This is a genomic window from Acidovorax sp. SUPP3434 (assembly GCF_030159015.1).
Taxonomy (GTDB): Bacteria; Pseudomonadota; Gammaproteobacteria; order Burkholderiales; family Burkholderiaceae_C; genus Paracidovorax.
In genome coordinates, this window is the sequence record NZ_BQXL01000026.1 from 1 (window position 1) to 22800 (window position 22800).

General features: G+C 58.1%; 21 protein-coding genes, 2 tRNA genes and 2 pseudogenes. 3 read left to right on the forward strand and 22 right to left on the reverse strand.

The features are described 5' to 3' along the window. Nucleotides 1-351: 351 nt before the first annotated feature. Nucleotides 352-670: pseudogene (locus AVKW3434_RS23135) on the forward strand (hypothetical protein); the annotation flags it as partial. Nucleotides 671-702: 32 nt separating this feature from the next. Here the strand turns inward: AVKW3434_RS23135 and AVKW3434_RS23140 are convergent. Continuing rightward, on the reverse strand, nt 703-1308 hold the full coding sequence (locus AVKW3434_RS23140) for a recombinase family protein (protein WP_284407694.1): 606 nt from the start codon (nt 1306-1308) through the stop codon (nt 703-705). 131 nt (nt 1309-1439) lie between these two features. Between AVKW3434_RS23140 and AVKW3434_RS23145 the strand changes: the two genes are divergently transcribed. After that, entirely contained in the window at nt 1440-1712 is a 273-nt protein-coding gene (locus AVKW3434_RS23145; protein WP_284407695.1) for a hypothetical protein, read from the forward strand. On the opposite strand, the gene AVKW3434_RS23150 is transcribed toward AVKW3434_RS23145, so the two are convergent. The 12 genes from AVKW3434_RS23150 to AVKW3434_RS23205 form a co-directional block, all read right to left on the reverse strand. Further along, nucleotides 1713-3176: a zonular occludens toxin domain-containing protein gene (locus AVKW3434_RS23150; RefSeq protein WP_284407696.1), complete on the reverse strand. Its 1464-nt coding sequence runs from the start codon at nt 3174-3176 to the stop codon at nt 1713-1715. It abuts the gene before it with no gap. Then, nucleotides 3173-3553 (reverse strand): DUF2523 family protein, encoded by a 381-nt coding sequence (locus AVKW3434_RS23155; protein ID WP_284407697.1) that lies wholly within the window; start codon nt 3551-3553, stop codon nt 3173-3175. Before AVKW3434_RS23155 ends, AVKW3434_RS23150 begins: the two co-directional genes overlap by 4 nt. Before the next feature lie 3 nt (nt 3554-3556). Beyond that, a complete protein-coding gene (locus tag AVKW3434_RS23160) occupies nt 3557-5065 on the reverse strand; it encodes a hypothetical protein (RefSeq protein WP_284407698.1) in 1509 nt (502 codons plus the stop codon). Nucleotides 5066-5165: 100 nt separating this feature from the next. Continuing rightward, nucleotides 5166-5300 (reverse strand): hypothetical protein, encoded by a 135-nt coding sequence (locus AVKW3434_RS23165; RefSeq protein ID WP_284407699.1) that lies wholly within the window; start codon nt 5298-5300, stop codon nt 5166-5168. Between the two features lie 83 nt (nt 5301-5383). Beyond that, on the reverse strand, nt 5384-5596 hold the full coding sequence (locus AVKW3434_RS23170) for a hypothetical protein (RefSeq protein WP_284407700.1): 213 nt from the start codon (nt 5594-5596) through the stop codon (nt 5384-5386). 2 nt (nt 5597-5598) lie between these two features. After that, nucleotides 5599-5736 carry a hypothetical protein gene (locus tag AVKW3434_RS23175; protein ID WP_284407701.1) on the reverse strand — a complete coding sequence of 46 codons (138 nt, stop codon included), beginning with the start codon at nt 5734-5736 and terminating at the stop codon, nt 5599-5601. A 189-nt stretch (nt 5737-5925) separates the two neighbouring features. Further along, entirely contained in the window at nt 5926-6135 is a 210-nt protein-coding gene (locus AVKW3434_RS23180) for a hypothetical protein (RefSeq protein ID WP_284407702.1), read from the reverse strand. After that, nucleotides 6135-6449, reverse strand: coding sequence for a hypothetical protein (locus AVKW3434_RS23185; protein ID WP_284407703.1), 315 nt, complete (start codon nt 6447-6449; stop codon nt 6135-6137). Before AVKW3434_RS23185 ends, AVKW3434_RS23180 begins: the two co-directional genes overlap by 1 nt. Before the next feature lie 30 nt (nt 6450-6479). Further along, the gene (locus tag AVKW3434_RS23190; protein ID WP_284407704.1) at nt 6480-7730 is read right to left on the reverse strand and encodes a replication initiation factor domain-containing protein; all 1251 of its coding nucleotides are present in this window, start codon (nt 7728-7730) and stop codon (nt 6480-6482) included. Between the two features lie 427 nt (nt 7731-8157). Next, nucleotides 8158-8331 (reverse strand): hypothetical protein, encoded by a 174-nt coding sequence (locus AVKW3434_RS23195; RefSeq protein WP_284407705.1) that lies wholly within the window; start codon nt 8329-8331, stop codon nt 8158-8160. A gap of 151 nt (nt 8332-8482) precedes the next feature. After that, nucleotides 8483-8875: a hypothetical protein gene (locus AVKW3434_RS23200; RefSeq protein ID WP_284407706.1), complete on the reverse strand. Its 393-nt coding sequence runs from the start codon at nt 8873-8875 to the stop codon at nt 8483-8485. A gap of 500 nt (nt 8876-9375) precedes the next feature. After that, entirely contained in the window at nt 9376-10314 is a 939-nt protein-coding gene (locus tag AVKW3434_RS23205; RefSeq protein ID WP_284407707.1) for a LysR family transcriptional regulator, read from the reverse strand. 187 nt (nt 10315-10501) lie between these two features. Here AVKW3434_RS23205 and AVKW3434_RS23210 point away from each other — a divergent pair, with 187 nt between their 5' ends. Beyond that, nucleotides 10502-11422, forward strand: coding sequence for an alpha/beta hydrolase (locus tag AVKW3434_RS23210; RefSeq protein WP_284407708.1), 921 nt, complete (start codon nt 10502-10504; stop codon nt 11420-11422). An 85-nt stretch (nt 11423-11507) separates the two neighbouring features. Here AVKW3434_RS23210 and AVKW3434_RS23215 read toward each other — a convergent pair. The 9 genes and pseudogenes from AVKW3434_RS23215 to AVKW3434_RS23255 all read right to left on the reverse strand — a co-directional run. Next, nucleotides 11508-12212: pseudogene (locus tag AVKW3434_RS23215) on the reverse strand (transposase); the annotation flags it as partial. Between the two features lie 203 nt (nt 12213-12415). Further along, nucleotides 12416-14005: a sensor domain-containing diguanylate cyclase gene (locus tag AVKW3434_RS23220; RefSeq protein ID WP_284407709.1), complete on the reverse strand. Its 1590-nt coding sequence runs from the start codon at nt 14003-14005 to the stop codon at nt 12416-12418. Nucleotides 14006-14297: 292 nt separating this feature from the next. Then, complete coding sequence (locus AVKW3434_RS23225; RefSeq protein WP_284407710.1) at nt 14298-16229, reverse strand: tyrosine-type recombinase/integrase; 1932 nt, start codon at nt 16227-16229, stop codon at nt 14298-14300. Nucleotides 16230-16454: 225 nt separating this feature from the next. Then, nucleotides 16455-16530, reverse strand: a tRNA-Gly gene (locus tag AVKW3434_RS23230). Between the two features lie 85 nt (nt 16531-16615). Then, on the reverse strand, nt 16616-19039 hold the full coding sequence (gene lon, locus AVKW3434_RS23235) for an endopeptidase La (protein ID WP_284394767.1): 2424 nt from the start codon (nt 19037-19039) through the stop codon (nt 16616-16618). Between the two features lie 139 nt (nt 19040-19178). After that, nucleotides 19179-20444 carry an ATP-dependent Clp protease ATP-binding subunit ClpX gene (clpX, locus tag AVKW3434_RS23240; protein ID WP_092740458.1) on the reverse strand — a complete coding sequence of 422 codons (1266 nt, stop codon included), beginning with the start codon at nt 20442-20444 and terminating at the stop codon, nt 19179-19181. A gap of 100 nt (nt 20445-20544) precedes the next feature. Beyond that, nucleotides 20545-21153 (reverse strand): ATP-dependent Clp endopeptidase proteolytic subunit ClpP, encoded by a 609-nt coding sequence (gene clpP, locus AVKW3434_RS23245; RefSeq protein WP_284407711.1) that lies wholly within the window; start codon nt 21151-21153, stop codon nt 20545-20547. Between the two features lie 124 nt (nt 21154-21277). Continuing rightward, nucleotides 21278-22588: a trigger factor gene (gene tig, locus AVKW3434_RS23250; RefSeq protein WP_272564309.1), complete on the reverse strand. Its 1311-nt coding sequence runs from the start codon at nt 22586-22588 to the stop codon at nt 21278-21280. Between the two features lie 54 nt (nt 22589-22642). Then, nucleotides 22643-22729: transfer RNA gene (locus tag AVKW3434_RS23255), tRNA-Leu, on the reverse strand. Nucleotides 22730-22800 lie beyond the last annotated feature (71 nt).

A 22800-nucleotide genomic window follows, 5' to 3' on the forward strand; every position in this document is an offset into this window, starting at 1 on the left:
TTCGCCAAGGGCAGCCAATCTGCCGCCGCGTGCACCCAAGGTGAGGAAAAAAGGACCTGGGCTGCCTTGTACATCAACGGGCTGAGTGCGTCGGCACACTCATGCGTGTTGTGCAGACCTTCCTTAGCCCTCGCTCCGATGTTCCGATACCCCACGGTAGGTTTCACAAGCTACCTGTCCAAAATAGGCAGGGGCACCATACCGTTCTGGAAAGCTAGCCGAGACGAGGCCATTGCCGAGTCAGTACTGCTGCGCTGATGTTGCTACGGCTTCTGGGCGACACTGGATCATTTAGGTGGTGCTAAACGCATGAGAGCCCCAGGACTGCCACCCTCACTACAGAGCTACGCATTGACCTCTCAGGACCTTACGCTAGAGCTTTCAGGAAACATTTTGCTAGACACCAATCCCAGCACCACGAGAAATCTCAAAGAAGTTCACTTCCAGCGAACCCGCCTGTCGATGGACGACTTCGGTACCGGATACTCCAGCCTTAGTCACTTGCGTCGCCCCCCCCTATTACGGAACGAAAGCTGGATCGCCATTTTGTTGCAGACACGGACGAAGGGCACGTCATCACCAAGAACCCCTTACTCTCTCCCTACGTAGTGAAGGTGACGAAAATGTGGCGCAAGCGGGCGCTTGGTTCTGGCTCGCCACGCAGAACGTCCGATGGGATAACACTTCTTTCGTAAGGTGTCCTTACTTATGTAAGGGCCAAGGACCGTTTTGGCCACGTCCTTCATATCGGTGGATGTGGTACCGCAAGGTACCGACAGGAACTCCCAACATTGCAGCCAACACATCTTGTGTGTACCACCCACTACGCCAAGCTTGGACAGCCTGAGCAACATCATCGCGAGACAGCTTAGGCACGCGCCCCCAGGTTCTGCCAGCAGCACGCGCAGCACGCTGGCCTGCAACACACCTTTCACGAATCAACTCGCGCTCAAACTCCGCAAACACGGCAAGCAAATTCAAGTACATGCGCCCCTGCGGAGTCACGGTTTCTATGGCCTCCGTAAGCGACCTGAACCCCACTCCGCGAGCCCTCAGCACATCGAAAACATTCACAAAATGTGAAATGGATCTAGCCAAGCGATCGAGCTTGTACACCACAAGCACATCACCGCTAGAGAGAGACTGCAAACACTTGTCCCACACAGGCCGCACCTTCACAGCACTAGCCTGTTCTTCGAACAGCACCTGCACACCAGCAGCGGCCAGCGCATCCAACTGCAACCTAGTCTCCTGATCCTTTGTTGACACCCGCGCATAACCCACCAACCTGCCCCGCTGCTGCTGCATTCATCCTCCTTATTTGCGACCGGGAACGAAACGAGAAAATATTGCTGCAATGCCCGTGTAGCCAAACGCCCCAAAAGGCCGTATTTCAGGCCGCATTGAGCAGTACCATCCAGCGACAAAGGGGGAATTTCATGGGCACGATCATCGGTCTAGGATTGCTGCTACCAATCGCCATCGGCTGCATAGCTGCAGCCGTCATGTACTGGGTTTTGGCCAGCGGCATCCAGGCAGGCGTAACAGCAGGGCTATCACGCAGCACGATCAAGCTGCAGGGCAACAGCGCAAGCACAAGGACTCCAGGACCTGCGCCCGATGGATTCGTCTGGGTGCTGGTACCGACAACCGCGTTACCCCACTTTGCAGACCCGCACAACCGGCCAATGCCGGATATGCGGGCTGACTAGCTAGTTAGGCAACGACCCCTCGCGCCACTGACTGGCGACCTGACGCGGCGATATCAAACTGGGGTCAGGCTGGTGGACCTCAGGAATGGGCACGCTACGCACCGCCTTGGCATCCTGACGGGGATCATGAGACGTGACCATCGGCACGCCCATGCCAATCTGCGGACTGTCACAGATGACAGATCTATCCTTGCCCTGCCAGGAAACAACGGCCATGCAATCGGCCAAGCGGCGCCATTTGTAGCCCATCGCCTGCAAGTCAGCGTCAGTCACCGTGAAGACCGGCTGTCCATTCTGAGAAACCAAGATGACGCAGGCGGTCTTTGCCTGCATGACCATGCAGCCCGAAAGATGCAGACCACGCGCCTCCATTGGCTCAGGAGGCACTCTGACCTCCATTGCAGGCACCACGGATGCCTTCTGATGATCGCCCGAAGGACGCACTGCCACAGGCTGCGCAGCCGCAGCTGAGACTGGCTGAGGAGCCTGCAGCAGATGCCCTTTCTGCATGACCAGGACACCGGCCGGCGTGGCGGGTTTAGCAGGCTGCGGCTTCGGCCCGAAAATCTTGAAGCCCAACCACACAAAACCGATAGCAGCCACCGCAAACATGATGCGCGAGAGCCTGCGCCATTTGACATTGGCTGGCTGCACATCCTGAGCAGACGCCTCGATGACCGCAGCACCTTGCGTATGGCTTTTATAAAGGCCGAAGTACTGCGGTTTGTATGGACGCTGGTCAGATGACACCTCGCCACCATTGAACCCAGCAAACACGCGACGAATGTAGGTCTCAGCATCACCAAGGAATGCAGCCTTGCGAACGCGAATATGCATTTCTGCCAAGCCCGCCACCTCCTCCTCCAGCGCGCGCATGCGCTGTGTCATCAACAGCACATCGACGCCGAAATGACGGCTGATCTTGAACCACTGGATGACCTCATCGGCCGTGAAGCGACCCTTACGAGTATTCTCCTTTGGAAAACTCACATGGCACTCATCAATGACGAACAGTGCGCCCACGTTCCCATCACCCCGCCACTCATCATAAAAGTCCCACACGCCACCGAACAAGCGCTGGTTTGCAGGGGGAGTGCGAGCAGGTTTACCGTTATGCACAATCATCGTCTGCACGGCAGGCTGCACACGACGACCCAGGACAGACAACCCGCGAGAGGGGAAATTGAAAGATTCGTCCTCAGACTGATCCTCAAACTCCCCAACGATGAAGGCTTTCTCGCCACGGTTTGCGGCCTCAGCATCCCATCTACCCAGAATCGGCATGGGAGCCTTACGCAACTCAATCAGGTCCAAGTACCCAGGATCAATGGCCGCGAACTGCTCCAGCTTGAGCGGCAAATTAGTAATGACCTTGCGCCCCATTTTGAGCGCTGGCAAGACGTGGTAAACCACGGCCTCATAGCTCTTTCCAGAGCCGGGAACGCCTTCAAGCAGATTGATCATGATCCAAGCCGAGTAAATGGGATCAACTGCAGCACAAGCCTAATGCCAATGGCTGCAACGATGATGCCGAACGCCGTTCCAAGCCCGATGGTTTGCATCATCAGCGTGACCTCAGGAGGGACGCCAGCCCAGATGCCAGCTAATTTGGCAACCATTTCATCCATGCCCGTGATGCCATCGATCAGGGCCTTGACCAAGCCAAATACCTGTTCAAGCGACCACAAGAAAAAATCCTGAAGGATGATGACCAGCGATTTGAAAAAGCGTGGAACGAGCTCAAAAATCCAGTCGATAAAACCATCGAGCTTATCCACCACCTTTTGAATGCCGTTGACGATCGCACGGATCGCCGATGTGATTCCCGATTCTTCGGCCATGGGTCAACCTCCAAAAATCAGCGAGCGGGCAAGCCACAGCGCCGTGATCAAAATGCAGATGCGGATGAAAGGCCAGATCGCAGGGGGCGGAGACACGTCCACTATTCCGAAATTCACAATGCCCAAATTGAGCGGCACCTTGAACGACAAGGGAGAACCGCCGTTGTCCGAAATGTCAGGCATGAAGGCACGCGCAAGAACGTTGAACTTGCCCTGATCACCACCCAAACCAGATGCCTCCCACACGCCTTTAATGCCCTTGGGATACTTGCTTTCATACAGGTCGGGCTGACCGTGTTCCTTGCCAGTACCCACCGAACCCACATCACCGACACCTTCGGATTCACCATTCCCGTTGCCATTGCCGTTCCCGGTCCCGTTTCCCGTATTCGTACCGTTCCCACGGGAGCTACCAGTGGGGTCCGTCAGGCCCCTGCAAACAGGATTCTTCGGATTGGCATTGCAGTAATTGGCACGGTCCACGCCATTCGTCACCGTGACGGTCGATTCACCACCCGCCGAAGGCTTGCGAGTCTCAGTCACTGTGCAGGTTTCGCGCTTGCAATCCACCTGAGTGGTCACATCGACACTGTTGCCGGCCGTGTCACGAATGCGCGTCCAATCGACGCCGGTTTGCTCGCCACTACTGCGGTCGATACACACATCCTTGCCGTTGACCTGTCCTTTTTGCCCGCCCTTGCAATCGCTATCGGGCTTACTCGCATCGATAGGCTTTGTAGGGTCCTCAGCTTCGCCCAGGCCCAGAGCACAAGCCAACCCTGCGACCTGATTGCCAGTGCCCGTACTGATGCCACGCGCGCCCCAGGAATCACCCTCCGTGACCCAGCCGGACCCCGTGTCAAAAGAAGCACTGCCGGTGAACTCATGCAAGCAGCCGAGAGGCTTTCCACCACTGCCAGTCTGCCCACTGTCCACACATACATTCGTGGGCTTGCCCAGAGGAATTTTTCCGTTGACGCGGCCACCTCGATCCGGGTTGCCGACTGCATTCCACAGGTTGTTGGCGACGTTGCACTTTCCATCGTCCGTATCCCAATACGGATCGACCGGCTTCACGCACTGGCCGGCTTCATTGCGGACCTGCCCTTGAGGACAGTCATCCGGTTTTTTCACACACGCGCCGTCCTTTTTTTCAAAGCCTTCCTTGCACTGGCACTGGCCGTTGACGGATTCGGCGTTGGCCTCGCACTGCTGCGGGACGCATTTGAGGACGCCATTGGGGTACTGGACCAGCCCGGTACTGATGCGGCAATAGACGTACGCAAAAGTGATATCAGGCTGAGGGGGCGTCTGGGTGGTCTTAGCCAAATACCAGCCAGACTTCGCAGGCGGCGCGCTGCAGGTGGGCTTCCAGTCGTAGTGAGAGCATGACTCGATGATGGGAGACTCGCCCTCCTGCGCATGGGCCACACCCCAGCCCAGCACGAACAGAACGACCAACAGCACGCGCCAAGCAGCACGAGACAGCACAGTTAATTGCAGATCACGCATTGCGCACCTGTATGCAAAAGACAAGGGCACTGACCGCCCCCATCACGGCCACCAGGGCCAGGAAGAGAGCGAGCAGTGCCCCTATCAGCATGGCGAGCCCTTAGGCCTTGCGCACGCCGCGCTTGCCCAGGTCGATACCCTTGAAGGCCATGTGAATGCCGATGACGGCCACACCGATGACCACGACAGCGGCTGCAACGGTGGTGAGGTCGACTGCTGCGAAGATTTCAGACATATTGGATGCTCCAAAAAAAATACGGTGGGCCGCGATATGCGGATTGCACCCGGATGCCCTGCACGCAAGGCGACCGGCTGAAATCAGGCTTTTGAAATGAGCTTGATGCCCAAACTGATGACGAAGCCGAGAAACCACCACGTGACGACCGATCCGGCTCCAAAGACATAGGCAGCCAAAATGACTTCCGGTGTCAGGCCCAGCGCCGCGAAATCCTCGACACGCGAGAACGACAGGAACGCCTGTTGATCCGCCGGACACGGCAGCGTCTGGACGTTGCAGACGATGAAGTTCATGGCTATTCATCGCCCCAAATCAGATCGCCGCACTCAGGGCAGACCAACACACCAGCAGCGTCTGCCGTTTCGGAATCACTCACAAAATCATCAACATCACCTTTATGGCCACAGTGCGGGCACTCCTGTTCGTCATCCATGCTTTCTATCCTTTCTGTTTAGTTTTACTAAACACTCTGACCAAAAAAAAGACCGGGAACGAATCGAGAACTACATTCGCCCAGACTCACGTATGCGCCGCAATATCAAGCCGAGAAAAATCCCTGCTGCCCCCGCAAGAATCGACAGCAACGTCAACACGAAGAAAAAATCATCCATGTGTGCGCACCTCACAAAGACACAGGCCGGTGGAGCTGGGTCAGGTCTATGACCTGAGCCCGATGCCAGGGCTCTGCATGGTCCTCAATCAACTGGGCACAGTCCTCGAGGTCCACGACAGGGCAGGCTTCACGCAACGACATGACCCATTCAGGCTGACCGTCATCCATCGACGGCGCCAGGAATGCCCCCGTAGTGCCGGATTGGATGACGTAGGCCATTACGCTGCTTTCTTGGCCTGATCAACCGGGCGAATGTCCACCAAAGTGAGCTTGGTTGCATCCTGCGCGCCCGCTTGCATTTCGAAGGTTGCGACAGCCTTCACCGGCAGACTGTTTCCCAGGTGAGCCCACTTGTCGAACTCCTTGGCATCGCCGAGCTTGAATGGGCGGGTTGCGCGGCCGATGCTGCGGCCTGCACTGTTTTCTGCCAGGTCCACTTCGCAATGGAAAGTCGTGCTGCTGAACGCACGGCCCTCGATGGTTCCTTCGCTTTCCTTCACCCCGTGGACGATGACTTCAGACTGAAATTTCATGATGGTTTCCTTTAGGTCTTTTGTTGAGGGCTATGCCATGGCGTGACCAGCGCCGGCACCCTTGGTGACTCGTTTGAATGCCTTGGCATAAGCGCAGGCGATTTCCTGTTTTCCAAACCGCTGCAGACGGCCTGGAGCCTTTTTGTGCATGACGATTTCAAGAAACTCATCAATGCCCAAGTGCTCGAAAGCCAAGGCGATGCTGGGCGCAGCAACGTCGATTTGCCAACGCACATTGCGAACGACTTCGGCCTCGATGGTTTCAGCAGCCAAACGGGGGTTGCATGGCACATGAACCGGGAACGAAACGGCTTCGGCTTCGGCCAATATCGCGGCATGCCAATCACTCGCGCCCCCGAAAAAATCAGCAGGACGGCGGAGCATGTTGGTGTTCAAGACGCGGGCTTTGTTGCCCCAACGCAGCTCAGCGCGCATCCAGCAGGATTGATCCTTGTCGCCGAAAAGCTGGTGGCCTTTTTCGTACACATTGGTCTGCTTTCCAACTTCCTTGGAACCAACGTAGAAAGACCGCGCTTTACCATTGCACCAGTCGCCAACCATGTTGCACTTGAGACGCCGACCACCTGAGTCCATCAAGCCCGCTTGATAGTCAGACTTGACGCGATCCATGCCGCCACGAATGCCATCGAAAAAGTCGAGGGCAAGGTCGCACCGGGTGATAACGCCTGCAACGTCATCAATCAGATTGGCCATGTGATCGCGCCAACCGGATTGGGCGAACGTGCAAGCAGAGCCATACACGTTGACGTGCATGGTCTTGGCCTGGGCTTGCTGGCGAGGGCTGTCGCCCGAGGCCAAATAGCCGACCCAACCAACCTCGACGTCGTTGCGCTCGATGGACCAGCGACGACCATAGAAGTCATGACCCTTGCGAACCTCAGGCGCGACCATGTAGTCGGGGCCGAGGGTTTCACAAACGCGCTGAGCCAACTCCATGGCTTGAGCAGCAGGGGAAAAATCCGCATCCTTGCACTGGGCCAGGAGCTTGCGAAGACGCATCAACCGCACACCGCGCTGATCGCGCTCCATGCCGCTGACTGGCTCGACCTCATCGTCCGCCGAAGGCGTGGGAAACAGGATTTCAGGACCGGGCAACGGAGCGTTGCGCAGCAAGACCGTGAAGCGCACCCAGTCCACATGCACAGGGACTCCAGTGGCCAAACGTTCAGCCTGCAAACGAACCTTGACTTGATTGCCATCGAGGACCAAGGCACACGTTTGGGCATGCTTGTTCAAAACCGACTTCGCGGGGCGGGTCATGCTGTCACTCCAGGCGTGGGCTCTGCCACTTTTTTGTTATCCCCGTGATTACCATCGGGGAGGGCTTGCGCCCCTGCCGCCTGCGCGGACTCCTCCCCCGCCAGCGGGGCCCCCTCCGCGCCGAGCGCAGCCGAGCAAACACCATGGCAAGCAGGGACAAATGCAGGGCGAATCTCGCGAACCATGACGCGGGGCACGGGTTGCACGCAGGTCAACATGGGCATGCTGCCCATACCCTGCCCCGTCAAGCTCGCTACGCTCGACGCGCTGGTCGCGCTTTGACGGGTCCCCAGGTTGTCTCCAGGGAGGGGGCAGGCAGGCATACGGGAAGGCTGGCGCCACGCGTCAGCAGCGGACACAAACAAATAGCCAGGGAGCAGCCCAACAACCGCGCCAAGGACTGCGACGACACCAAATTTGAAGCCGTTCATGGAACCCCCGCGCCGTCCCAGGTGGCCCAGGAAATGATGTGGATGGCCGTGTGGCGCATCAATTCATCGAGGCGATCAAGTTGCGCCTGATTGTTGAGGGTACGACGCTGCTTGCGCAGGCGATCGTGAATGCTGTGCAACTGGACGAGATACCGGGCGTTGTCGCTCATACGAAATCCACCGACACTTCTTTGCCAGCAATGAGCATCTTGCGCATCCATGCACAAGCACCTTCCCAGGTCTGCCACTCCATGCGAACTACCTGCTCATTGAATCGATCACGCGAAGTGACCACATACGGGCCAGTATTCGGACGACGACTCATTGCAGCACCCCGTTCTTCCGAGCGCCGTACAGGCCCACTTGCTTCCAATTGCGATTGCACTCAGCAAACCGGACCATCGACTGCAGCAACTCGTTCACGCTGCAATCCAACGTTGCAGCGGTCTCACGGAGCTTTGCGATGATTTCAGGACGGTCGGTGTAATCGATGCGTGCCTTTTCGGCACGGTACGCAGCCTTGCGCGCGGCGGCATCAACATGCTTTGCAGGCCGGCCCTTGCGCTTTTCGTTCCCGGCAACGGATTGAATGCCACCCTCTCCGCCAACCTGAGCGACCAGGGCTGCAGATGCACCTGCACAGACGGGAGGGCAGCAATCGTTAGCCGCGTCAAACGCAGCAAATTCCTCGAAATCCATTTGCAGGGCTGGCATAGGTCGCTCCATGAGTGTTAAATTACATATACCGGAAACAGTATCCGAATACGCATTCCGTATCTGTAATGTAACACAAATAACCAATTCCGTATTGGTAATTTTGTATCAAAAGGTAACTATGTACGCCGACCTAATCAGCAATCTCACGACCGCCGACAGAAAGGCATTAGCAGACCGGGGCGTGCCCAACGCAAGAGTGTCTGAATGGAGAACCGGACTGCGACTGCCCACGCGCCCTCAAGCGCTAGCGCTAGCAGAGGTTACAAATATTGACCCAATGGCACTGGAAAAAGAGCTAGTGCTTATCGAAGCAGAAAAAGAAGCAGCTACAAAGCCGACCATGAGAGAACTAATCGACAGACTTCGAAAGCACACATTGCTTTAATGATGTAATTCTCGAAGACCTGCTAAGTCAGGAGCTTCTTCATTACGGCGTTCTTCGCCCCCAGGTCCTTGTGCTGCTTGGCGTCATACACACATTGGCACCAATATTTCACTTAAGGGCCTTGATCCGCCTCGTGCTGCACCATGGCCTCACGCTTTTCAGTCAGAAAGTCCATCAGAGCACGAACACGCGGTGTCATGTTCTGCCGTGTCGGCACATAGAGGTAAAAGCCAGGGAATGGTAGGCAGAACTGGGCAAGCACCCTAACCAAACTTCCTTCATCCAGATAAGGTTGAAGGGAAACACTGACGTGTTGAATGAGACCAACTCCCTGCAGCGCCGCGCTGATCATGCTTTCGTCACTATTGGTGATGAGTGAGCCGTTCGGCTCTACGCGAATAGGGCGATTGTTTACTTCATGGGAGGAAAACTCCCAATGATAGATCGCACCAGTCCCGAAGCTGCGGTACGAGATGCAGTTGTGACGCGCAAGATCTTCTATCGTCACAGGCACCGCATTGTTGACAAAATACGCTGGCGAGCCTGCGACGACCATTTCAATCATGGGGGTGATCGGAACCGCCACCACATGTTCGGCCAGGCTCTCCCCCAGACGTATGCCTGCATCGCAGCCATCTGAAATGATGTTCGCGAGGCCATCATCGATGACCAACTCAAGCTGGAGATTAGGGTAACGTGTCAAGAACTCGGCAATGTGCGGCTCTAGCAGCACCTTGGCAGCCGCGTGGCCACTGTTGATCCTCAGCAATCCCGATGGATGGTCATCGGCGTCTTCTAAGCTTCGCAGGGTGCGGTCGATGGAAGCGAATGCAGGGCCGAGAGACTCCAAGAGCCTCCGTCCCTCGTCGGTCAATGACATGTCGCGCGTGGTTCGGTTGAGCAAGCGCATCTTAAGGCGCTCCTCTAGCGCCTTCAGATTCTTCGATAGCGCGGCCCTAGACATACCAAGCTCAGCGGCTGCTTTGGTGAAGCTCTGGTGGCGAGCAATCTGCGAGAAAAGTAGTAATGAGGGCAGTATCGAAGGGTTCATAGGCCGCTCCATTGTCAACCACAAGTTACCACTGTATCAGCTATTGGTGCCTTGTTGACTTCCAATAAGCCCACTAGAATCGTTTCTGCCATTAAAACTGATACCCCGAAGGCAGGCGTGCATGGCACCCAAGCCTACGTGAGGCCCCTGGCCCGCGCGGTCCATCCACTTCTGAATTGGTGATCTCATGAAAAGCGTTAGCATCAAGAACTTCTTCAGCACCATCGCTGCTGACATCTATCTCCCGCCGGACTTCGATGAAGCGCAGACGTATCCTGCAATCATCAGCGCCCATCCCATCGGAAGTTGCAAAGAGCAGACTTCGGGAAATGTCTATGGCGTCGGCCTTGCTCTGCAAGGGTTTGTCGTCGTCGCATTCGATGCGTCTTTCCAAGGGGAAAGCAGCGGCGAGCCGCGCCACCTGGAAAACCCATCATTGCGAGTTGAGGACTTCAAGGCCGTCGTCGATTACTTGATCACCCTGCCCTATGTAGACAACGAGCGCATCGGCGCCCTCGGGATCTGCGGGGGCGGTGGCTATGCCATCAATGCGACCATGACTGAACGCCGCATCAAAGCGGTTGCATCAATTACCGGCGTCAACATTGGTCGTCTCATGCGCGAAGCGTTTAGTGGCAACGACCCGTTGCCTGTGCTGAAAGAGATGTCGGATCAGCGCACCGCCGAGGTGCTTGGTGCAGAGCCACGAATTGACGTGGCACTTCCGTCCAGCCCCGAGGAGGCTAAGCGACTTGGCCTGACTGAGATTGACGTATCCGAAGCCACTGAGTACTACCGTACCTCTCGGGGACAGAAGCCTAATGGTGTCAACAGTTGGCTCTTCTCCTATCAAGCGGCTGCAATGGGCTGGGATGCGTATCACTTGGCAGAGATCCTCTTGACCCAGCCGCTCATGGTGGTTGTTGGCAACAAGGTCGGAGCATTTGGCGCATACCGAGATGGTTACGAAATCTTTGGTAAAGCCGCTTCGAAGAAAAAGGAGATCGTGGAGATTGCCGGCTGGTCGCATTACGACCTATACGACAAGCCCGAGCCGACCGGCCTGGCCTTGGAAAAGGTAGTGCCCTTCTTTAAAGCCAACCTGTAATCCTCATCAGCAGAATCGTGTAGATGCCCTGCTCCGTGGCGCAACGCCACGGAGCGCGCCGAACCGTCCGAGACCCTTCGCCGGAGGCCGCGTCGCGGAAGCTGTCGAAGAGGATCTCGGCGTTGGGGCAGTTGGCCCGAATCTCTCCAGTTCATAGGGGGTCTTCATGTCGCCCGCCACGGCGCGGATCTGCTCGGAAACACCCACGGGAAGCTCTTTGAAGAAGGTCGCGGCGGTATCACGGGAGCGGCCGTTGCCGACCCACAACACCTGGCGGCTGATCGGGTCGACGACGACGATGGCGTAGCGATGGCACTTGTGCAGTGCCAAGTCGTCCATCGACAGATAGTGGATTTGACTCCAGTCCGGCTCTCGAACCGTTTGGCGCAACAGGGCTTGATCGAGTGATTTGACCGCGTCACCCAAGCTGGAAGAAACGGGCGACTGCCAGGATGTTGCCGGACGCCAGCAACTGGCTGACCGCCTCAGCCAGCCGGTCGGTGACCCGCTGGTAGCGCCCCAGCCAGCTCAGCTTCTCCAGCCTCGGACCGCCGCAGTGGTCGCACCAGGCCCATCGCCGGTGCACGACCAAGGCAACTCGAAGCGCCATCATCGGCAGGTCCCGTACCCGACGCACTGTCGTCTCATTCATCTGCCGGCATCGGTTGCCGCAGTGCATCGTCCGCGTAGATGGCTTGAGGTAGATAGTGACGGTGCGGCTGCCATCCTCAAGCCAGTCAAACACGCCCTCCCAGGCACCTAGCTTCTCGATCGTCTTACGGTCCAGCATGGCCGCACCCTAAAGCCTAGGAAATCAGATAAAAAGGGTACCGTTGGTCAGCCAAGGCTCCACGCTAACCTTCCCAGTAAAACCGGAGGACACTTGGTCTTAAAGAAAAGGAATGGTCAACTGTCCGGGCTTGCTGAAGCTCGCTAGACCAACAGCTCGTACGGCAACAAACAGGCTAGTGGTGTTGACTTGATTTGAGCTATTCAGGCATTCAGAAGCCGCACGTGATTCACAGCACGGTTCCGTCCAGCTGCTTTGGCGCTATAAAGCGCCTGATCTGCCGCTTCGACTAACTCTTGCAACTTATCCAATTCCGAACCAGCAGCAGCGGCAATTCCGATACTCACACTCACCCTTCTCAACGGGCTCGTTTTGTGAGGAATATTCTCTTCTTTCAACCGATCGAGTATGAGTTGCGCCACTACCGCTGCACCATCGCCGTCAGTATTGGGCATGATTATCCCCATCTCCTCTCCACCATAGCGCGCTACTAGATCCGACGGCCGCCGCACGCACTCATCCAGGACCTTACCAACCGTCTGCAGACAAGCGTCGCCGGCAACATGCCCAACGGAATCGTTGAACAACTTGAAATAGTCGATATCAATCATCAGCAACGCCAACGACGTCCCATCTCGTTGAGCTCGCCGTGCCTCTATATTAAGTGCTTCATCGAAGCAGCGTCGATTCGCCAAACCGGTCAGCGAGTCCTTCATCGCCAACAACTCCAATTGCCGATTCGATGAGAGCAATTGCTGCTGAGTGCCCCTCAGCTCCAACTCAACCGTAGTCCGTCGGCGGATATCCAGGATCAAAAGCCAACCAATGAGGCCGATGAGTCCCAGCAGGCCAGCCACCACTACTGCTGACAGCAATGCTTCCAGTCGCCACGCAGCGAGCGCTTCGCGCTTGCCAAGCGCGATGGTAGTTATCAGCGGCAGCGTTTCACTCTTGCGAAAGGCGTAAAGCCTCTCGATCCCATCTAGGCTGGAAGTAAACGAGGCGGTGCCGACCGATTGCTCCACAAGATGCTCTGAATAAATCGGAGACTTCAAAAAATTGCGCCCCATGTCCTGCTCGCGGAAGGGATAACGCACCAGCAGCGTACCATCAGAATGAGACAACCCAATGGCCCCCTCCTGCCCCAAATCGAGCTTTCCAAACAGCCGCAGGAAGTTTTCTATCCCCAGAGTAACCGCCACCACGCCGGCAAACTCTCCCCGATCATCATTGAAACGCCGGCTGACAGAGATCACCCATTCCTGGTTAGACTGGCTACGAATTGGCGGTCCGATGAAGGGCTCCGGGGTAGGGTCGTCACGATGATGAATAAAGTAGGCGCGGTCACTAGCGCTGGCTGCGGCCGAAATCTTCCGGTGAGAAGACATCAGCCAGCGTCCCTGACTATCATAGATGGTGATACCACTCAGTTGGGGCATCAGGGGCCGCTGTCGATTGACGAGCGCATTTAGCCGCTGGATCTGCTCAGGACTACTGCCCTCGGTTTCCAGGCGCTCAACGAGCCCGAGCAAGAGTAACGAACTTTGCCGGACAATGCCTTCGGAATAGGTCGAGAGCGCCTGGGCGAGGTTCAACCCGTGGACATCCACTTCCTCGAGCGCTCGATCTCGAGAACCCATCACCTGCCAAAGGGTCAGTGATGCTAGGGAACAGCTGATAATCAACAGCAAGAGCACAACGAGGCGGGTATCACGCTTCACATCAGTACCTTTTGGAAAGTCCGGTTTCCCGTTCTGGCTGCGATTGAACTGGGGCAACAACTCCAGGCTCATGTCCAGAGCACGCATAAGGTTACAATTAGTCCACTAGCAGCGCAGCAACACTTTGCTGTATCACACAGCGTTAGATATCGCTGCAATCCTTGTCGGAACATCGACTTCAGCGCCTGAATAACTTTTGCTTCAAGACCAGCACCTGCCAGATGGGTGCGAACTGCCCACAATGACCGCTGCTAATGGATAGAAGCTCGACAGCCAGATTACTCATCGTTGATCTGGCCCTTGGACTTTCCAGCCACCTTTGAAAAAAGCGGTATCCCGCTGGGTTGCCGCCCTCCGCACAGCGCTAGACCGCTTCCATCGTGGTAGAACTACCCACCAGTCGCCGCACGCTTTCGCGAACAGGGTCGGAGAACTCGAGCGAGTGGGCAACGGCCTCCGATGCCGGCAGCTTGAAAACCTGCAGCACCTGTACGAGCTTATCCAGATTGGTCGGCATCACAATGTCCATGGCTGCGCGATCGTCCAGCCCGGGATGGGGCTTCGTCAACAGGTGGTACAGCTCCCACGCGCTTGCGTGAGGGTGTTGCTTCATCATTACCTGCACAAGCTTGAGCTTAAGCGGCACCAGCTGCCAGTCGGGCACGCGCTGGCCGCGATTCCCAATGCTGATGGACAGAAGCTTGCCGGCCTTCAGTTCGCGGTTAACCTGATCCTTAGACTTTCCCGCCAGTTTGGCGAACAGCTGGACAGGCAAACTGCCCGGCGCTTCGTAGATCGCTAGCATTTCCTCGCGCTCGCGCTGGATTCCAGACACCTCAGGCTCGCGCACCTTAGGCACCTGCACGACGGGGACGGGCGACAGGCGGTGGAAGGCAGCACCTTTACCGCCGGGACTGACAACGATAGGCATGCTACCCGCGGACGGAATGCCGCTGATTGCCGAAGCGATTGCGGCCTCCGCCAACTCCTCGTCATCAGCCATTGCCGGGACGCCTTCGATGTGGATCGTCAGATGCGCGCTTGCAGCCTCGACTTCCCCCTGCTCCAAGAGATCCAGGCGGTCGGCCCAATCCTGCATCATGCGGCGCCGCGGCTCGACGTACTTGGCATGATTGTAGGCAGAACTGACCTTGTTCGGATCAGAATGGGACAGTTGTGCGTCCACCCAAATCTTGGGATAGCCAATTTCGTTGAGCGCGGTCGACAGCGTGCCACGGATGCCATGTCCGGTTAGTTGGTCTTCATAGCCCATCCGACGCAGAGCGCTGTTGAGTGTGTTTTCGCTGATGCGCTTCTTGAGTTCGCTGCGATGCGCCAGGAGATAGTGCTGGGCAGGTTTCATTTCGCCAAGGAGGTACCGCACGACCTCAATCGCCTGCAAAGACAGCGGAACTACATAGGGCGGGACATCCTGCGGCCGCTTGCCCGCCTTGCGCATTTCATCTTGCAGTTGTTTGACGAATTCGGGAGGAATGATCCACAAGCCACGGTTCAGGTCAAACTGGTCAGGCGTCGCCAAGCGCAACTCCCCAGTACGCACCCCTGTAAGCAAGAGCAGGCGGATGCCCAACTGCGTCTGAAGACCGCGCCGACGGTAGTCTCGCAGCTTCTGCAGCATCCCTGGCAGTTCGTGCAGACGCAGGTAGGGGTTGTGAGCAGTCGGAGGCTTCGGGGCCGCCACGACATCAAGATCCGACGCCGGATTGACCTCCATTCCCTCGGCGATGACAAGGGCGTAGCGAAACATCTGCCGGAACCAGGTGCGAACCTTTTCCGCGGTGGTGAAGGCCTTACGCTCCTCGATCTTTGCCAGAACGCCCAAGAGCTGGGGCCGGCGGATGTCAAAGATTGACATCTTGCCCAGGCTAGGCAGCACATCACGGTCGAAGATACGCAGGATCTGCGAGAGCGTGCTTTGGCGACCTTCCTTGAGCTCCTTGCGGCGATGTTCTACCCAAGCGTCGAAAACCGCCTTGAACGTGTGCTCAGCGGCTAGCTGAATGGCGTGCCGCTTCTGCTTGCGATCGGTATGGGGATTGATTCCCTTGGCCAGCAAGGCCCTGGCTTCGTCGCGAAGTATGCGTGCGTCCCGCAAGCCGATTTCGGGATAGTTGCCCAGCGAGATACGCTTTTGCTTTCCGAGCCAATAGTAGCGAAAGTGCCAGGACTTGCCGCCGACCGGTGAGGCCACCAATCCGAGGCCATCAAGATCGGGGAGGTTGTAGAGTTTGCCAGTAGCCTTGGCCTGGCGAACGATCAGATCAGAGAGTGCCATCATCGAGCTCCTAAGTTTTGACTTAGGCTCAATGCTCCTCACGCGTCCACTCCTCGCCCAGCAACAATCCGGCCCCAGATCCACCCGCATTCTTTGGCCTCAATTCTGGCCTTAAAAATGCTGGCTGTTGGTGGATTTCGATGGACAGCCCTGGAATGAAAAAGGGGCCGAAGCCCCTGTTTTCAACGACTTACAGACGTCAGTGGATGTCTGTAGATCGTAAATTGGAGCGGGAAAAGAGTCTCGAACTCTCGACCTCAACCTTGGCAAGGTTGCGCTCTACCAACTGAGCTATTCCCGCATTTACCGAAGCCTCACATTGTACAACGTTTGCATCGATGGGATGAATTGTAGCGCAATTTTTGGAGGCTTTCGACAAATTTCCATCAATGCTTCACAGAGCCTGCAGTGGTAGAGGTTTTTTCCTCGGGTGCAGGCACTGCCGCAGCGATTTCCTCATCGGTGAGCGCGATCGGTTTGCGCTCGAGCGCCACTTCCAGCACCTTGTCGATCCACTTCACCGGCACGATTTCCAGCCCGCTCTTTACGTTCTCGGGAATCTCCTGCAGGTCCTTGACGTTCTCTTCGGGGATCAAGACGGTCTTGATGCCGCCGCGCAGTGCCGCCAGCAATTTTTCCTTCAGCCCACCGATAGCAGTCACCTCGCCTCGCAAGGTGATTTCTCCGGTCATCGCCACATCGCCTCGCACGGGGATGCCGGTCAGCGCCGAAACGAAAGCGGTCGTCATGGCCGCGCCGGCGCTGGGCCCGTCCTTGGGCGTCGCACCGTCGGGGACGTGGATGTGGATGTCGCGCTTTTCGAAGGCCTCGTCCTTGATGCCGAGCATGCGGGAGCGACTGCGCACCACGGTTCGTGCCGCTTCCACCGATTCCTTCATGACGTCGCCCAGCGAGCCGGTGCGCGTGATCACGCCCTTGCCGGGCATCGTGGCCGCTTCGATGGTGAGCAAATCGCCCCCCACTTCGGTCCATGCCAGGCCCACCACTTGCCCCACCTGATTCTGCTGCTCCGCACGACCATAGGTGTACTTGCGCACGCCAAGATAATCGGGGAGGTTGTCCGCGGTCACCACGACTTGCGGCGTCAGCTGCTTGAGCTGCAATCCCTTGACGACCTTGCGGCAGATCTTGGACAACTCACGCTCCAGCGAACGCACCCCTGCTTCGCGCGTGTAGTAGCGAACCACGTCCCGCACCGCCGACTCGGTGACTTGCAGTTCCTCATCTTTGACGCCGTTGTTGCCCATCTGCTTGGGCAGCAGGTACTTCATGGCGATGTTGGTTTTCTCGTCTTCGGTGTAGCCCGACAGGCGGATCACTTCCATCCGGTCCAGCAGCGCCGGCGGGATGTTCATCGAATTGGAGGTGGCGACGAACATCACGTCGCTCAAATCGAAATCGACTTCGACGTAGTGGTCGCCGAACTTGTGGTTCTGCTCAGGATCGAGCACTTCCAGCAGGGCGCTCGAAGGGTCACCCCGGAAATCCGTACCCAGCTTGTCGATTTCGTCCAGCAGGAACAGCGGATTGCGCGTACCGACCTTATTCAGGCTCTGCAGCACCTTGCCGGGCATGGCGCCGATATAGGTCCGGCGGTGACCGCGGATCTCCGCTTCGTCACGCATACCGCCCAACGCCATGCGCACGTATTTACGCCCGGTCGCCTTGGCAATCGACTGCCCGAGCGAGGTCTTGCCAACACCGGGTGGCCCCACCAGGCACAGAATGGGGGCCTTGACCTTGTCCACGCGCTGCTGCACCGCGAGGTATTCCAGGATGCGGTCCTTGACCTTGTCGAGGCCGTAGTGGTCTTCATTGAGCACGCCCTCGGCATTGGCAAGGTCGTGCTTGATCTTGGTCTTTTTGCTCCACGGCAACCCGGTGAGCACTTCGATGTAGTTGCGCACCACCGTGGCTTCGGCCGACATGGGCGACATGAGCTTGAGCTTCTTGAGCTCGCTGTCCGCCTTCTTGCGCGCGTCAGCGGGCATCTTTGCGAGCTTGATCTTCTTTTCGATCTCCTCGATGTCCGCGCCTTCCTCGCCCTCGCCCAGTTCCTTCTGAATGGCCTTGACCTGCTCGTTCAGATAGAAATCGCGCTGGTTCTTCTCCATCTGGCGCTTCACGCGGCCACGGATCTTCTTGTCGACATTGAGGATATCCACTTCGCGATCCAACTGCTCGAAAAGGTTTTCGAGGCGCAGCTTCACATCCGACAGGTCGAGCACGACCTGCTTGTTTTCCAGCTTGAGCGGCAGGTGGGCGGCAATGGTGTCCGCCAGACGCCCTGGATCATCGATGGCAGAGATCGAGGTGAGGATTTCCGGCGGGATCTTCTTGTTCAGCTTGACGTACTGATCGAACTGCTGCATCACGGCCCGGCGCAAGGCCTCGATCTCGCTGGGCTTGCTCTCGTCCTCCTGCGCTTCGACGGGAGCCACAGTCGCGGTGAAATGGGTTTCGTTATCCTGGATGGCGGAAACGAGCGCGCGCTGCTGCCCCTCGACCAGCACCTTGACGGTGCCATCGGGCAATTTCAGCATCTGCAGGATCGTGGAAACGCAACCCACGTCGAACATGTCCGAGACGAGGGGCTCGTCCTTGGCGGCGGTTTTCTGGGCGACCAGCATGATCCGCCGGTCGGCGTCCATGGCCAGTTCCAGCGCCTTGATGCTCTTGGGGCGTCCCACGAACAGCGGGATCACCATGTGGGGGAAGACCACGACGTCGCGCAACGGCAGCAACGGCAGGTCGATGGGGGTGGCAGGCAGTGGGGTGTGTCCGGACATGGAAATCCTCATGAAGCTGCTTGGAATATGGTCCAACAGCGAGATTTTTCAACCCACCACGATCGCCGATGAAGCGAAGGCGATGGGTTGCAGGCGAAGAGGACTGCAGGCGGCTGCTGCGTTACCGGCGGGCCGCGCCTCAGGCTTTCTTGGCGGCCTCTCGGTAAACGAGCAGGGGCGCCTTGTTTTCCTCGATGGTGGACTCGTCCACCACCACTTTTTCCACATTGGTGGCATTGGGCAGGTCGAACATGGTGCTGATCAGCGATTGCTCCAGAATCGACCGCAGGCCGCGCGCGCCGGTCTTGCGGGCGAGCGCCTTGCGGGCAATGGCCTTGAGCGCCGCAGGGCGGATCTCCAGGTCCACGCCCTCCATGGACAGCAGCTTGTTGTACTGCTTGACCAGTGCGTTCTTGGGCTCGGTCAGGATCTGGACCAGCGCATCCTCGCTGAGCTCGGCCAGGGCCGTCACGACGGGCATGCGGCCCACCAGTTCGGGAATGAGACCGAACTTGATCAGATCTTCCGGCTCGATCTCGGTGAACACCTCGGTCAGGGACCGTTGCTTCTTGCTCTTGACCGACGCACCAAAACCGATGCCCGAGGCCTCCGTGCGGTTCTCGATCACCTTCTCCAGGCCCGCGAACGCGCCGCCGCAGATGAACAGGATGTTCGTCGTGTCGATCTGCAGGAAGTCCTGGTTGGGATGCTTGCGGCCACCCTGCGGGGGCACGCTGGCCATGGTGCCTTCGATGAGCTTGAGCAGCGCCTGCTGAACCCCTTCACCCGACACGTCCCGCGTGATGGACGGGTTATCCGACTTGCGGGAAATTTTGTCGATCTCGTCGATGTAGACGATGCCGCGCTGGGCCCGCTCCACCTCGTAGTTGCAGCTTTGCAGGAGCTTTTGCACGATGTTCTCGACGTCTTCACCCACGTAGCCGGCCTCGGTCAGGGTGGTGGCGTCCGCCATCACGAAAGGCACGTCCAGCATGCGGGCCAGCGTCTGGGCCAGCAGCGTCTTGCCCGAACCGGTGGGCCCGATCAGCAGGATGTTGCTCTTGGACAGTTCCACTTCGTCCTTGCCGGCCTTGTCCTTGTGGCGCAAACGCTTGTAGTGGTTGTATACGGCCACGGCCAGCGTGCGCTTGGCGAAGTCCTGTCCGATGACGTAGCTGTCCAGATTCGCCTTGATCTCCGCGGGGGTGGGAAGGTCGCCGCGCGATTCGCGCGTGCCGTCGGCTGCTGGAAGCTCGTCCCGAATGATTTCATTGCACAGGTCGATGCACTCGTCGCAGATAAAAACCGACGGACCGGCGATCAGCTTCTTTACCTCGTGCTGGCTTTTGCCGCAGAAGGAGCAGTAAAGGGTTTTTTCGCTGGAAGAGCCTTTTTTCTCGGCCATGGGGGCAATGCCTCGTGTTGCGGAACGTTGTCGGGATGATAACGAAATAAAAAACGGCGTCTTCCCTGGGGAAAACGCCGCGTATTCCCTTGCGGAGCGATCAGGGGCGCTTGGCGATCACCTGATCGACCAGACCGTATTCCTTGGCTTCATCGGCCGTGAGGAAGTAGTCGCGCTCGGTGTCGTTCTTGACCTTGTCCAGGGGCTTTCCGGTGCGTTCCGCCAGGATGCGGTTCATCTGGTCCTTGGTACGCAGAATGTCGCGTGCGTGGATTTCGATGTCCGTCGCCTGGCCACGGGCCCCGCCCAGCACCTGGTGGATCATGATCTTGGAGTTCGGCAGGGAAAACCGCTTGCCCTTGGCTCCGGCGGCCAGCAGGAAGGCGCCCATGCTGGCGGCAAAGCCCACGCACATGGTCGACACATCGGGCTTGATGAACTGCATGGTGTCGTAGATCGCCATGCCGGCCGTGACGCTGCCGCCCGGGGAGTTGATATAGAACGAGATGTCCTTGTCGGGGTTCTCGCTTTCGAGGAACAGCAACTGGGCCACCACGAGGTTGGCGGTCTGGTCATTGACCTCGCCCACCAAAAAAATAATGCGCTCTTTCAGCAGCCGCGAATAGATGTCGTAGGAGCGTTCGCCGCGCCCCGACTGCTCGATGACCATGGGGACCATGCCCAAGGCTTGTGTTTCCAGTGCACTCATGTTTTCTCCTGTCATGCGGATACTGTACCCAGAAATGAATTGGGGCTTGTGCACGCAAGCACAAGCCCCCGATGTCATCCAGCCGCCAGAAACCGCAATCGGGCGGTCCGGCGGCAGCAGCGCATCAGCCCTGGCCCATCAGTTCGTCGAAGGAAACGGACTTGTCCGTCACCTTGGCCTTGCCCATCACGAAGTCGGTCACGTTGTTTTCGATGACGACGGCCTCGACTTCGGCCAGACGCTGACGGTCGCCGAAGTACCAGCGCACGACGTCTTCCGGCTTTTCGTAGCTGGCGGCCAGTTCGTCCACGTGGGCCTTCAGTTGCTCGGGCTTGGCGTGCAGTTCATTGGCACGCACCAGTTCGGCCACCACGAGGCCCAGGCGCACGCGGCGCTCGGCCTGGGGACGGAACACGTCTTCCGGGATTTCGGCCTTGTCGGCGTCCTTGATGCCGCGTTGCTTCAGGTCGGCACGGGCGCCTTCCAGCAGGCGGGCGATTTCGGCCTGCACGCTGGCGTTGGGCAGGTCCAGCTCGGCCTTGGACACCAAGGCGTCCATCACGGCCTGCTTGTTGCGGGCCAGCAGGCGGAACTTGACTTCGCGCTCCAGGTTTTTCTTGATGTCGGCGCGCAGGCCGTCGACCGTGCCGTCGGCGATGCCGAGGGACTTGGCGAGCTGCTCGTTCACTTCGGGCAGGTGGGCGGCTTCGATCTTCTTCACGGTGACCATGAAGTCAGCCGTCTTGCCGGCCACGTCCTTGCCGTGGTAGTCCTCGGGGAAGGCCAACGGGAAGGTCTTGCTTTCGCCGGACTTCATGCCACGCACGGCGTCTTCGAATTCCTTGAGCATCTGGCCTTCGCCGACCAGGAACTGGAAGTCTTCGGCCTTGCCGCCAGAGAAGGTTTCGCCGTCGATCTTGCCTTCGAAGTCGACCGTCACGCGGTCGCCGTCTTCAGCGGCAGCGGCTTGCGCGCGCTGGGCGAAGCTGCGGCGCTGCTTGCGCAGGATGTCGATGGTCTTGTCGATGGCGGCGTCGGTCACTTCGGCGGACAGCTTTTCGACTTCGGCGCCGGCCAGATCGGCGATCTTGACCTCAGGGAACACTTCGAAAATGGCGTCGAAGGTGACCTGGCCTTCCGGCGCGCCGTCTTTTTCGGTGATGCGGGGCTGGCCAGCCACGCGCAGGTTGGCTTCGTTGGCGGCCTGGGCGAACGCCTCGCCGACCTTGTCGTTCAGCACTTCGTACTGGACCGAGTAGCCATAGCGCTGGGCCACAACGTTCATCGGCACCTTGCCGGGACGGAAGCCGTCCATCTTCACGGTGCGGGCCAGGCGCTTGAGGCGCGAGTCGACCTCGGACTGGATCGCGGTGAGGGGCAAGCTCAGCGTGATCTTGCGCTCGAGCTTTTCAAGGGTTTCAACAGTAACGGCCATGGCTCTTCCTCTATGAATATGGGGACCGTGACGGCTGCTTTTGCAGCCGCACCGTGGTGCGCGGGGGGGGACTCGAACCCCCACACCATTGCTGGCGTCAGGACCTAAACCTGGTGCGTCTACCAATTTCGCCACCCGCGCAAACTTACAGACAAAACAGGCGACCGGCAGGGCCGGCCACCTGTGTGAAATTGGTCAACCTTCGATTTTAC